Here is a 12,948-nt window from a genome sequence, read left to right on the forward strand (position 1 = left end):
AGTGAATTGTGGCGGATCACATTACAGAAGAAGAACAAATTGAAGCGTTTAAGCGCTGGTGGAATGAAAACGGTAAGTCCTTGGTGATTGGCGTGAGTGTAGCCGTCATCGGTTATTTTGGCTGGCAAACCTGGCAGAGCCAGCAGCAAAGTGCGAATGAAGCGGCATCATTGATGTTTGAAGACCTACTAACCGCCGCAGCGGTTACACCGGGTGAAGAGTTGACCGAAGCTAATCGCCTCAAGATTGTTGATATTGCTGAACAATTGAAAACTGATTACAACAGCGCCTACGCCAGTAATGCGGCGTTGATGTTGGCAAAAATATACGTCAACGAGGGTGATGTAGAGAACGCAAAAGCGCAATTGCAATGGGCTATCGATAACAGCGGGGATCAGGCATTAAGTCTCACTGCTCGATTGCGTTTAGCCGAGCTGCAATACGGTCAAGCTGAATACGATGCTGCATTGGCGAGCTTAAACGTTGAAGCGAACACCTATGCGCCTTTGTTCGATGAGCTTCGAGGTGATATTTATGTCGCTCAAGGTGAAAGTGACAACGCGGCGTCTTCCTACCAGGCAGCGCTAGACGGACTCACTGAAGGCATGTCACAACGCCGTAACTTTATTCAAATGAAAATGGATGATTTGGCAGCACCGGCTGTTGCGAAGGCGAGTACTGAGGCAGAAGGCTAATGAAGTATTTTTGGGTTGCGCTTGCCGCGCTACTGGTGGGATGTGCCTCAACCGATGAGTCGCTTGAGCCAATGAAGCTCGAGGACTTTGAACCGCGTGCAGAAATCCACAAAGTGTGGTCACGAACAATCGGTGATGGGCAGGATGTTCGTTATACGCAGTTCGTTCCTGCTATCCGTGGCAATGAAATTTTCGCGGCCGATGTCGAAGGGCGCGTATATTCCATTGACCGCGAAACAGGTTCGGTTAATTGGAAAGTGAAAACGCGCGAGCCAATCTCTGCCGCAATAACGGTGGTTGCTAATACGCTACTAGTGGGGACATACAACGCGGATGTCATCGCATTGGATGCAGCCAATGGATCTGAAAAATGGCGTACCAGGGTGTCTTCTGAAGTGCTCAACGTGCCCGCTGCCGATGGCCGTTTTGTTGCGGTGCAATCGTTCGATGGTCGTTTGGTTGGTTTGGATTTCGATGATGGAAAAGAGCTCTGGAGCTATGAGGTTAAGCCACCATTGTTGACCTTGCGTGGCCATAGTGCACCCGTTATCGAGAATGGTATTGTTTATGCGGCATTCGCTACCGGCAAAATTGTTGCTATTCAAGCGGAAGATGGTGTTGTTGTATGGGAACAACGAGTTGCGATTCCCAAAGGTCGTAGTGACTTTGAAAAACTGGTTGATATTGATGGCTCGCCGCTAGTCGTTGGTGAAATCTTGATGGTTGCGAGCTATCAAGGTCAATTAATGGCGTTGAGCAAAAGTACGGGTCGGCCATTGTGGGCGGAAGAAATATCCACCTTCATGCCACTGTCTGCGTCGGCTGGCGTAGTGTATGCGACCGATGCTCAAAGTAGTGTCAAAGCATTCAAGATGGGTAATGGTAGTCAGGCATGGAATAACGTTGAATTGTTACGTCGCAAGCTGACTGGCCCAATGGCTTGGTCCGGTTATGTGGCTGTTGCTGATGAGATCGACGGGTACTTGCATGTACTTGATAGTGAGAATGGTTCACTGGTAGCACGAAAAAAAATCAATGGTAGTGGTGTACGTTCGCCATTGGTAGCTAGAGGGGACACGCTCTATGTGCTTTCGAACTCGGGTAAATTGCTAGCGTTGACGATTGAAACGTTAGAGTAAATTAATCTTCATTTCATTGTGCTCGCAGCTGCCGTCAGCGGCTGTGAGTATTCTTAGTTTTATCTTCCAGATAGTTACGTTAGTAAACAGCTGTTTGGATAAATAGAGATCTTCACATGCTTCCTGTCATCGCTTTGGTTGGCCGACCTAACGTAGGTAAATCAACGCTGTTTAATCGATTAACCAAAACACGCGATGCCTTGGTGGCAAATTACGCCGGCTTAACGCGCGATCGCAAGTATGGCGAAGTGGAAGCTCACGGCCACCGCTTTATCGCGATTGATACCGGAGGTATTAGTGGTGATGAGGAAGGGATTGATGAGCTGATGGCTGGCCAATCCAAAGCCGCAATCGACGAAGCCGATATTGTTTTGTTTTTAGTGGATTGCCGAGATGGATTGACCGCTGCTGATGAAATTATTGCCAATCATCTCCGCGTTCAAGGCAAGAAAACCTTTCTCATTGCCAATAAAATGGATGGCCTTAATCACGACTTGGCGGTGGCACCGTTCTATGAGTTAGGGTTGGGTGAGGTTTACCCAATTACTGCAACACACGGTCGTGGTGTAAAAACCATGTTGCAAGAGGTAGTGGATTCGCTACCGGAAAGTGAGGAGGAAGACGTTACTGATGAGCCAACGGGAATCAAAATTGCCGTAGTCGGTCGACCGAATGTTGGTAAATCGACGCTGGTCAATCGCATGTTGGGGGAAGATCGCGTGGTGGTATACGATATGCCTGGCACCACACGCGACAGTGTTTACATCAATTATGAACGTCACGGTGAGCCGTATACGATTATTGACACGGCCGGTATTCGTAAGCGAAAAAATGTAAAGCTGACCGTAGAGAAGTTTTCAATTGTCAAAACCTTGCAAGCCATTGAAGACGCTAACGTTGTTATTTTGTTGATTGATGCCAGCGAAGGCTTGGTGGAACAAGATCTGCACTTGATGGGTAGTGTTATTGATGCCGGTCGCGCGTTAGTTGTGGCAATTAATAAATGGGATGGTTTAGAAGAAGATCAAAAAAATGATATTCGTCGAGAACTAGATCGTCGCCTGAGATTTGTTGATTTTGCTGACATACACTTTATATCGGCTTTACACGGTACGGGTGTTGGGCATCTGTATAAATCAATAAAGCATGCGTATCGTTCTGCAACACATCAGCTAAATACCAACCAGCTCACGAAAATTCTTGAAGATGCTGTAGCCTCCCATCAGCCACCGATGGTGCGTGGTCGCCGTATCAAACTACGCTACGCCCACGTCGGTGGTCACAATCCACCGATTATTGTCATTCACGGTAACCAGACCGAGGAAGTGCCAGACCACTACGTGCGTTATCTAGAAAAAACGTTTCGTCGTGCGTTACAATTGCACGGCACACCTATTCGAGTACAGTTTAAGTCGTCGGAAAACCCCTATGCGGGAAGAAAGAATCAGTTAACCGCCCGTCAACAGGCTAAGAAAAAACGTTTGATGCAGCACGTGAAGAAGTCGAGCAAACGTGCCAAGAAGAAATAAAACCCTTAGCAGTACAGGTTAGTTTGAAAAGAGAGCGTTTAGACGCTCTCTTTTTTTGCTTTTATCCAATCACCGATGTGGTTTTAACACGTTTGCTGCCTTTTACAACGGGTTGCTTTTGTAACTCGGCTTTACGTTTTATCTCAGAATCTATCCAATTCTTGCCAGCGATTAAAAAACCGGCCGCTAGAAATGCGCCGGGAGGTAGGACGGCCACTAAAAACCCTCGATAGTCATCCACCAGTGTGAATTTCCAGTTGGTGGCAACATCGCCGAACAATAAACGCATATTGGAAAATAAAGTCCCCGCGCCAAGGATCTCACGTATTGCGCCAATCGCGACAAGTACCACGCAAAACCCTAACCCCATCATGAATCCATCGACGATCGAAGGAATGACCGGATTGCGGCTTGCAAAAGCGTCGGCACGACCAAGAATCGCACAGTTGGTAACGATGAGAGGGATAAAAATCCCCAAAATTTGATAGAGCTCGTATGTGAAAGCTTGCATCAATAATTCTGTACAGGTGGTGAAGCTCGCGATAATCATGACAAATGCCGGTAAGCGCACAGCGTCACTGACACGATGACGAATCAAAGAAACAGCAAGGTTAGAGCCTACTAAGACAGCCATCGTGGCGATGCCTAAACCCAGCGCGTTAACCACCGAGCCTGTGACGGCTAAAAGAGGACACAGGCCCAGCAACTGGGTTAATGCCGGATTGTTGTTCCAGAGGCCATTGAGGCTTATTTCTTTATAGTCGACGCTGGTGTCCATAGTCTCTTCACTCATGGAGTCACCTCATTATGTTCTTTGGGGGTTAGTGGGTCTGCGATATTAAAAAACGACAAGGTCTTTTTAATCTGTCGTGTCACGGCGGTGCGAGTAATGGTTGCGCCGGTTAATTGGTCAAACTCTTCTTCTGACCCATCTGGATGCTTAATGTTTGTTTTTTCGTCAAAGCGCGAACCGAGTGTTTTCCCATTAAAGGAGAGTACCCAATTACTTTTTCGAACATCGACGTAGTCACCAAGTCCTGGCGTTTCATTGTGATCGGTAACGCGAACGCCAGCGATAGAGCCATCCTTATACACACCAATAATCATCTTTATTGGCCCGCTATACCCATCGGGTGCCACTGTTGGAATAATAGCGGCAAAGGGTTCGCCTTGGCGCCGAGCGATATGCATTTGTTTATCCAGATCTTCACTGGCGGTGAGGCCCATAAACTCTCGGTAGTCTTCAGGGATCGGGACCGTATCGCTGAACAAATCGTTGTCGTGATCTTCTTTAGGAATGATTTCAAAAAGAGCGGCTTGAGCGGCCCTTAATTTCGCATCACTGATACGATCTTTAGTGGATTGATAGGTCACTGCCACAACACCCGCGGTGACGAAAGCAAAAATCGCCAAGAGTACGCTATTAAAACCGATAGAATTTTTTAGCATTATGAATTACTCCGAGTCCTTGATGATGACGCGGCGTTTTTCATGGCCATAGCTACGAGGCGTGGTGTAGTAGTCAAGGAAGGGGGCTGCAAAGTTCATCAACAACACGGCAAATGCCACTGCATCCGGGTAATTGCCCCAGGTGCGGATGACATAAATGACGATACCGGTTCCTGCACCAAAAATAATTTTTCCTAAGCGACTTGTGGCACCCGTGACTGGGTCTGTGACAATAAAGAAAGCGCCGAGCATTGTGCCGCCGGACAACAAATGAAAAATGGGAGAGCCGCCGCTTTGGGAACTGCCATTATCATAAAATAAAATGGCCATAACCGCTAAAGCAACCAGCATGCTTACCGGAGCATGCCAAGTAAATATTTTTCTATAGAGCAAATATGCCCCACCAACCAGAAAACCGAGGTTTACCCATTCCCAGCCAACCGCAGCCCAGCGCGCCTCGGCGAAAATGGGTTGTTCGCTGTAAATCTGTTGTAGCGTTAAACCGTCTTGGTGTTTGAACAGGTCGAGAGGTGTAGCGCCGCTATAAGCGTCGATTGAGGCATCCGAAAAAATATGGCCGAGTGCACTCAGTGGCCCCAATAATTCTTGCCCTTCAGCCAATATTCCTCGTGGGGTTGCCCAAGTGGTCATTTCAACTGGGAAACTAATAATGACAATTACGTAACCGACCATGGCTGGATTAAAAGGGTTGAACCCCATACCGCCATATAAATGTTTCGCCAGTATGATAGCGCTGCCGGTGCCGACTACGACAAGCCACCAAGGGCAGTAGGGTGGTAAGGCGATGCCCAATAAAACGGCTGTAACAAGCGCACTAAAATCGTTGAGGTAAAATGCAATTGGGCGGTTACGTAAGTGCAAGATCGCCGCTTCACAGGCAAGGGCGGTGCTGCACGCAATGATAAGGTTATAGAGTGTGCCGGGGCCAAAGAAATGGGTAAGCGCGACGATACCGGGTATTGTTGCTATCAACACAGTACGCATGACGTTGCTTGTCGAATTTTGGCTGTGCGAATGGGGCGATGTTATTTGCGGTAAACTCATGTTTTTTTCGCTCACTATTCCGACGATTGCTCGGCCATATCATACAGCGCCTGCGTTTTTTCCAATTTAGTCTGCATACTGACTAAGCCTTTTCGGAGCGCATCCTTGGTGGTTGCATCATCGGTTGCAGCGATGCGTTCTTGTGTTGCTTCAATTCTTGCTTCGAGGGTCTGTATTTTTTGTCGCAATTCTTCGACATCGACAGATTGTTTCTGCATTGCCCGTTCCATCGAACGGGTGATTGCATCGCCTACAGCAGATTGTTCATCGCCACTCAACGTTCGCTTTGCGTCCGCTTTGCTTGAGGCCGGGCTGTTGGCGGCCGCTTCGGCTTTACGCAACTTCTCTTTCAACATCTTTTCCGATAGCTCGAGCGCGCTGCGCGTGTCACTATCCGCCTCATCTGTGCTAGCGAGTTGCTCGGTTATTTTGGCTAACTTTCTCTTTAGCGTGTCTAACTCGCGCTGTACCTTTTGGTTGGCAGACATCTCCATTTTTTCAACGGCTTTTTCTGCCTGGAGAGTAATATCGGACTGACTATTGCTCTCAGCTTGGAGAGTCGCATCAACTTGTTTTTCTTCGCTATTGCCTAATGTGGCTTGTTTATCTTGTAACGACTTTAATTTAACTTCGGTTTCTTTTATTCGAGCCCGAATAGCTTCAGCCTGGTCTGGTGCTGATTGCTCGAGTTCCTCAACCTTGGCTTGTAGCTTTTTCAAGCGGTCTTCGGTGCTCGTAATATTGCGAGCCAAACGAGCAGGGTCATCTTGCGCTTTCTTTGCGCCAGCAATGATATCGGCCACTAGATTTTTCTTGGCTTCTGCTTCGCTTGGTGTCGTGTCACTGTCTGTGGCTTGCGAGTTTGCTTGTGCAAGCTTTGCTTCTTCCGCTTTTTTCTTCTCTTCTGCACGGAGTTTGGCTTTTGCCGCTGCTTCTTCGCGGGCTTTTGCTCGCGCCGCTTTTTCAGCCTCGATGCGTTCTTTATGAAACTCAAAGCGCTCTCGCGCCTTTTCTGAATGCTTCTTTTCTATTTCGTGTTGACGAATTTCCCCTTTCGCCGCGCGATAGTACTGCACAAGCGGAATCTGACTGGGGCACACATAGGAGCAGGCGCCGCACTCAATACAGTCAAACAGGTTGTATGCTTTGAGCTTGTCTTCGTCTTGCGCCCGTGAATACCAATACAGTTGTTGTGGTAGCAAGCTCGCGGGACAAGCTTCCGCACACATGCCACACCGAATGCAGGCTTGCTCTGGTCCATTAGCCGGTGCTTCTTCCTGTGTTGGTGCCAGTAAACAGTTAGTGGTTTTAATAACCGGGCATTCTTCGCTGAGTAGCGTAAAGCCCATCATTGGGCCGCCCATGACAAGGCGCGATGCTGTGTCCTTGCTATAACCTTGTTGCTGAAGAATAAAACTAATCGGCGTGCCGACTAGCACTTCAAGGTTGCGTTGTTCGGAAAAAGCATTCCCTGTGATGGTGGTTATTCGTGATATTAACGGTTCGCCCTTAGTGACCGCGCGGTAGGCCGCGAGAGCGGTCGCCACATTTTGGCATACAACGCCCAGCGCGGCCGGAATTTTACCACTGGGCACCTCTTTACCCGTTAGCATTTGTACCAGCTGTTTTTCTCCGCCGTTGGGATATTTAGCGGGAAGGGTGACTACTTCGTAACGCGGATCATTAAGAGTAGCAATCGCCGCGGTCATTTTTTCAATGGCTTCTGGCTTATTGCTTTCTATGGCAATAAGAACTTCCTGCGGGCCATTTAATAAATAGTCGAGTAAGCGAATTGCCTCGACTAATTCTTCGGCGTAGGTGCGCATCAAAATATCATCCGAGGTGATATAGGGCTCGCACTCGGTGCCGTTGATAATGAGCGTCGTAATCGGGGTTCGTGATGCAAGTTTCACCGCGGCGGGAAAACCTGCCCCTCCCATACCTACGACACCAGCGGCTTGAATTTTTTGTATTAACTCAGTCGGACCACTGCGGGAATAATCTTCAATCGGTTGTAATTCGCACCACTCGTCTTTGCCATCCGCTTCAATGACGATAGATAAGCCCGAAAGGCCTGACGGGTGAGGCAGAGGTCGTTCTTCAATAGCGACCACCGTGCCACTGGTCGATGCGTGGATGTTGGCACTGACTTGTTGTGGCGCTTCGGCGACCAGTTGGCCTTTTAGTACTTTGTCGCCAACGGATACGATAGGGTCGGCGGGTGCACCTAAATGCTGCGAAACCGGCAAAATAACCTGCGGTGGCAGAGGACACTGGGCGATGGGTAAACCAAGTGATTGAGTTTTATTTTCGGGCGGGTGAACGCCACCCGGTGTAGGCCAAATTTGTCTCATGCCGCAGCCTCCGACTTTTCAGAGGCGTCAGTTGCAATAATATTGTCTCGGGAACCGAGATGATTTTGCGAGGGGAGCTGCCAATGCCAGTCGGCTACACCGGAATCCACTGGCAACATATCGATGCAGTCAACAGGACACGGCTCGACGCACAAGTCGCAGCCAGTGCATTCATCGGCGATTACTGTGTGCATTTGTTGGGCGGCACCGAGGATGGCGTCAACTGGGCAGGCCTGAATACACTTGGTACAGCCGATGCACTCATCTTCGCGAATAAAAGCGACTTTACGAGTATCTGACTCTTCGCCGTGCTCTTCATCGAGAGACGGTGCTTCGACTCCCAATAATTGCGCAAGGGAATTAATTGTACCTTGTCCGCCAGGAGGGCATTTATTAATGGCTTCGCCACCTGCGATGGCTTCAGCATAGGGGCGGCAGCCAGGATGGCCGCATTGCCCGCACTGTGTTTGCGGTAAAATGGCGTCGATTTGGTCGACGATTGGATCCGCTTCGACTTTAAATGCGACAGCAGCGTAACCCAAAATTGCACCAAACAATAACGCGAGGCCCACCAAAGCTAACACGGCCTCAGCAACAGAACGTTGAAGAATAAATTCAGATAACCAGTCCATCGTTTAAATCAAACCACCAAAACCCATAAATGCGAGTGACATTAAACCTGCGGTGATCATACCGATGGCCGCACCCTTGAATGGTGCGGGGACGTCAGCGAAAGCGAGACGTTCACGCATTGCGGAAAATAAAATCAATACTAGTGAAAAGCCGACGCCAGCACCAAGCCCATAGAACGTCGATTCGATAAACGTATGGGACTTGGTCGTATTTTGCAACGCGACGCCGAGCACTGCACAGTTTGTTGTGATTAAGGGTAAAAATACACCCAGGACTCGGGCCAGTAGCGGGCTGGTTTTATCGATAAACATTTTTGTGAACTGTACAACCACGGCGATAACCAATATAAAAGAAATGGTGCGCAGGTATTCAATATCGAGTGGGACTAATACCCAGGCCCGTACAATCCAGCTACAAATGGAAGCGAGTGTAAGAACAAACGTTGTGGCAGCGGCCATACCAATGGCACTTTCCAGCTTATTCGATACCCCCATGAATGGGCATAAACCTAGGAACTGAACTAGCACAAAGTTGTTCACTAGGATGGCGCCAATGAGGATGATTGCAAAATCAGTCATTAATTACTTCTCGCCGTTACATGATGCGCATGCCGGGCTGCGCACCGTCATCAGGATTGAGAATATAAATTTCTTTTCCACCCGGCCCCGCTGCCAGCACCATGCCTTCGGACATACCAAACTTCATTTTACGTGGCGCTAGGTTGGCAACCATTACCGTTAGTTTTCCTTCTAGGTCTTCGGGTTTATAGGCGCTTTTAATCCCGGCAAACACGTTACGTTGCTCGCCACCCAAATCCAAGGTGAGGCGTAACAATTTATCCGCCCCTTCGACATGCTCAGCCTTGGCAATTTTCGCTACGCGCAAATCCACCTTGGCGAAATCGTTAAAAGTGATCTCATCGGCGAGAGGTTCATCGGCTAGCGGGCCGGTGACTTTCGGCGCTGTCGCCGCTGCGATGGTTTCTTTGCTGTCTTCTACCATTTTTTCAACTTTCTCTTTGTCGATTCTAGACATCAATGGTTTGAACTTATTGATCTCTTCGTCGCCAATGTAAATAGGCGCTTCTTGCCAGGTTAGCTCACAACCAAGGAAGGCTTCTGACTTTTCTGCCAATGTCGGCAACACTGGCTTGAGATAGGTCACTAACACACGGAACATGTTAACCGCCAATGAACAGACCGCATTAACGTCTGCTTCGCTACCTTCTGTTTTAATCATCGCCCATGGCTCTTTACGCGAGACGTACTCGTTGGCCAAATCAGCGAGGGTCATAATTTCGCGCATGGCTTTACTGAAGTCGCGACTATCATAAAGCGCAGCAATACGTTCGCTGGCTTCAGTGAACTTTGCCCAAAGTTCGGGATCTTCGATTTCAGTCGATAATTTGCCGCCGGTTTTTTCAACAAACTTCGCAGAACGGCTCGCAATATTGATGACCTTGTTAACCAAGTCGGAATTAACGCGCTGTGTGAAATCGTCAAGGTTGAGATCGAGATCATCTACACCGTTTGAGAGTTTCGCGGCATAGTAGTAACGCAGATACTCTGGGTCGAGATGATTTAAATAGGTTCGTGCGTCAATAAATGTCCCGCGGGACTTCGACATTTTGGCGCCATTCACTGTAAGGAAACCGTTTACAGCGATGGTGTCTGGTGTGCGGAACCCGGCAGAGGTCAACATGCATGGCCAGAATAAGGCGTGGAAATTGATGATGTCCTTGCCAATAAAATGAAAGAGTTCAGTTTTTGAACCGGGTTTCCACGCTTCCTGCCAATCAATGTTGTTGCGGTCGCAGTAATTCTTGTAACTAGCAATGTAGCCAATGGGGGCATCGAGCCAAACATAAAAATACTTTCCAGGCTGGCCGGGAATTTCGAAGCCAAAGTAAGGTGCATCGCGGGAAATATCCCATTCCTGCAACCCTTCCTCTAACCATTCGGCAAGCTTGTTGGCAACTTCACTGGGAAGGTGTCCGGCGCGAGTCCAGTCTTTTAGATAATCGGTAAATTCACCCAGGGTCAGGAAAAAATGCGTCGACTCTTTTTTTACCGGCGTGCTACCCGACAATACCGAACGTGGGTCGATAAGCTCATCGGGTGTATAAGTTGCGCTGCAGACTTCGCAGTTATCGCCGTATTGGTCTTCCGCTTTACAACGCGGGCAGGTTCCTTTGATATAGCGGTCCGAGAGGAAGATGTTTTTCTCTTCATCATAGGCTTGTGTGATAACTCGCTCGCTAATATGGCCATTAGCCAGCAGACGCTCGTAAAATAATCCGGCTAACTCGCGGTTTTCATCCGAGTGGGTCGTGTGGAAGTTATCGAACGCTACGCGAAAATCGGAAAAATCTTTCTCGTGCTCTTCTTTAATACGAGCGATTTGCTCCTCCGGCGTGATACCAAGTTGCTCAGCTTTGAGCATGATAGCGGTCCCGTGGGCGTCGTCGGCACACACGTAGGTCACGTGATTGCCACGCATGCGCTGAAATCGCACCCAAATGTCGGCTTGGATATAGCCAACCAAATGCCCAAGATGGATTGGGCCATTGGCGTAGGGTAGGGCGTTAGTGACCAAAATGTCGCGACGATCAGGCATGGGCTCTATGAACTCCGTGAGGTTCTATCCTCGTTAAACTAAATTGTGCTTAAGCAAACGATACCTATCCCAGCTAGCAAGTCATAGCTGCGGTAGCCGAGAAGACGTCGTTTAGTTTGCCGGTGCTTGGTTTGTAGGTACTTTCGATGGCAAGTACAGGTGAAGCGTCCGGCCCAGAAAAAGGTCGGCAACTATAGCATTTATTTCTTTATAAATCAGCGCTTAGCCGCTTGGGTCGGGACTCCAAACGGAGTACCCTTAGCGCCCTCAAGATCAGAGCGGTAATAGTGAGAAAGACTATGTTTTTTAAAGGGTTTTCCAAGGGGAAAGTGAATGCCGACGGTGTTTTACAGGCGCTGACTAAGGTCAGTGACCCCATTCTCGGCAAAGATTTGGCAAGCCTTGGTGCGCTGTGCGAGGTCACTGGCAACGGGGCCGATTTGAATGTGGTGCTAACTCTTGGTTACCCCTTCGCTAGTCAGCAAGCTCAATGGCAAGGTCACATTGCCGAACAGCTCAAGTCGGCACTCGGGGTGAATTCAGTCAATGTAGAGCTTCGCAGCGAGGTGGTTGGCTCAACGCCCGGCGATCTAGAGTCGCTTTCGGGGGTAAAGAACATTGTCGCGGTGGGGTCCGGCAAAGGTGGGGTAGGCAAGTCCACCACATCGGTGAACCTGGCATTAGCGTTAGCCTCGGAAGGGGCGAAGGTTGGTCTACTGGATGCTGACATCTATGGCCCTAGCCAGCCCCAGATGCTGGGTGTCGGTAAAAAAGAACCGCAAATTATCGATAACAAATTCATGGTCCCGATAGAGGCACACGGGATTAAGTCAAATTCCATGGGGTACTTGGTTAATGAGCAAACACCCATGGTCTGGCGTGGGCCGATGGCCAGTGGCGCTCTCCAACAGATGGTTAACCAAACCCAGTGGGGTGAGTTGGACTACTTATTGATCGATATGCCACCCGGAACAGGCGATATTCAGTTGACGCTCTCTCAAAGCGTACCGCTAAGTGGTGCAGTGATCGTGACAACGCCGCAAGATATAGCATTACTTGATGCCAAAAAGGGTGTTGAGATGTTTCATAAGGTTAACGTTCCGGTGTTGGGTATTGTTGAAAATATGGCGATTCATGTCTGCAGCCAGTGCGGGCACGAAGAACACATATTTGGCCAAGGTGGTGGTGAACGGATGGCGAAACAGTACCAAACCGCCTTGCTAGGCTCGCTGCCTTTGGCGTTAGATATTCGCGAGGACGCGGATGGTGGCAAGCCGTCTGTTGTTGCAAATCCAACATCGAAGGTGAGTGAGATGTATAAGGAGATTGCGCGGCGGGTTGGGGCGCAGTTGTGGAGTGTTAACCAGGCGCGAGCAACGCCGACGATCGAAATCTCGGAAGATTGATCCGAATTCACTGGCTGGGGTAACCACACCTTTTGCCATGGTTTAAAAAAACGTATTATGCG

At 49.0% G+C, this 12,948-nt stretch carries 11 protein-coding genes; 4 read left to right on the plus strand and 7 right to left on the minus strand.

Annotated elements, in window-relative coordinates:
- Window positions 1-8: 8 nt before the first annotated feature.
- The 3 genes from ACZ5NB_RS05690 to der all read left to right on the plus strand — a co-directional run bounded on the left by ACZ5NB_RS05690 (window position 9) and on the right by der (window position 3,363).
- Window positions 9-695, plus strand: coding sequence for a YfgM family protein (locus ACZ5NB_RS05690; protein ID WP_460232025.1), 687 nt, complete (start codon window positions 9-11; stop codon window positions 693-695).
- Window positions 695-1,834 carry an outer membrane protein assembly factor BamB gene (bamB, locus tag ACZ5NB_RS05695; protein ID WP_460232026.1) on the plus strand — a complete coding sequence of 380 codons (1,140 nt, stop codon included), beginning with the start codon at window positions 695-697 and terminating at the stop codon, window positions 1,832-1,834. Before ACZ5NB_RS05690 ends, bamB begins: the two co-directional genes overlap by 1 nt.
- Window positions 1,835-1,950: 116 nt before the next feature.
- A complete protein-coding gene (gene der, locus ACZ5NB_RS05700; RefSeq protein WP_460232027.1) occupies window positions 1,951-3,363 on the plus strand; it encodes a ribosome biogenesis GTPase Der in 1,413 nt (470 codons plus the stop codon).
- 61 nt (window positions 3,364-3,424) lie between these two features.
- Here der and ACZ5NB_RS05705 read toward each other — a convergent pair whose 3' ends face one another.
- The 7 genes from ACZ5NB_RS05705 to metG are packed head-to-tail and all read right to left on the minus strand — an operon-like array spanning window position 3,425 to window position 11,480.
- Window positions 3,425-4,156 carry an electron transport complex subunit E gene (locus tag ACZ5NB_RS05705; RefSeq protein ID WP_460232028.1) on the minus strand — a complete coding sequence of 244 codons (732 nt, stop codon included), beginning with the start codon at window positions 4,154-4,156 and terminating at the stop codon, window positions 3,425-3,427.
- Window positions 4,153-4,812 carry an electron transport complex subunit RsxG gene (rsxG, locus tag ACZ5NB_RS05710; RefSeq protein WP_460232029.1) on the minus strand — a complete coding sequence of 220 codons (660 nt, stop codon included), beginning with the start codon at window positions 4,810-4,812 and terminating at the stop codon, window positions 4,153-4,155. Before rsxG ends, ACZ5NB_RS05705 begins: the two co-directional genes overlap by 4 nt.
- A 6-nt stretch (window positions 4,813-4,818) precedes the next feature.
- Complete coding sequence (rsxD, locus tag ACZ5NB_RS05715; protein WP_460232030.1) at window positions 4,819-5,877, minus strand: electron transport complex subunit RsxD; 1,059 nt, start codon at window positions 5,875-5,877, stop codon at window positions 4,819-4,821.
- 14 nt (window positions 5,878-5,891) lie between these two features.
- Window positions 5,892-8,231, minus strand: a complete 2,340-nt coding sequence (gene rsxC, locus ACZ5NB_RS05720) for an electron transport complex subunit RsxC (RefSeq protein WP_460232031.1) — start codon at window positions 8,229-8,231, stop codon at window positions 5,892-5,894.
- The gene (rsxB, locus tag ACZ5NB_RS05725; RefSeq protein WP_460232032.1) at window positions 8,228-8,863 is read right to left on the minus strand and encodes an electron transport complex subunit RsxB; all 636 of its coding nucleotides are present in this window, start codon (window positions 8,861-8,863) and stop codon (window positions 8,228-8,230) included. The genes rsxC and rsxB overlap by 4 nt, the downstream gene beginning before the upstream one ends.
- Window positions 8,864-8,866: 3 nt before the next feature.
- Window positions 8,867-9,442, minus strand: coding sequence for an electron transport complex subunit RsxA (gene rsxA / locus ACZ5NB_RS05730; protein WP_460232033.1), 576 nt, complete (start codon window positions 9,440-9,442; stop codon window positions 8,867-8,869).
- Between the two features lie 16 nt (window positions 9,443-9,458).
- Window positions 9,459-11,480 (minus strand): methionine--tRNA ligase, encoded by a 2,022-nt coding sequence (metG, locus tag ACZ5NB_RS05735; RefSeq protein ID WP_460232034.1) that lies wholly within the window; start codon window positions 11,478-11,480, stop codon window positions 9,459-9,461.
- A gap of 299 nt (window positions 11,481-11,779) precedes the next feature.
- Here metG and apbC point away from each other — a divergent pair, with 299 nt between their 5' ends.
- A complete protein-coding gene (apbC, locus tag ACZ5NB_RS05740; protein WP_460232035.1) occupies window positions 11,780-12,886 on the plus strand; it encodes an iron-sulfur cluster carrier protein ApbC in 1,107 nt (368 codons plus the stop codon).
- Window positions 12,887-12,948 lie beyond the last annotated feature (62 nt).

The sequence above is a fragment of the Aurantivibrio plasticivorans genome (assembly GCF_055392955.1).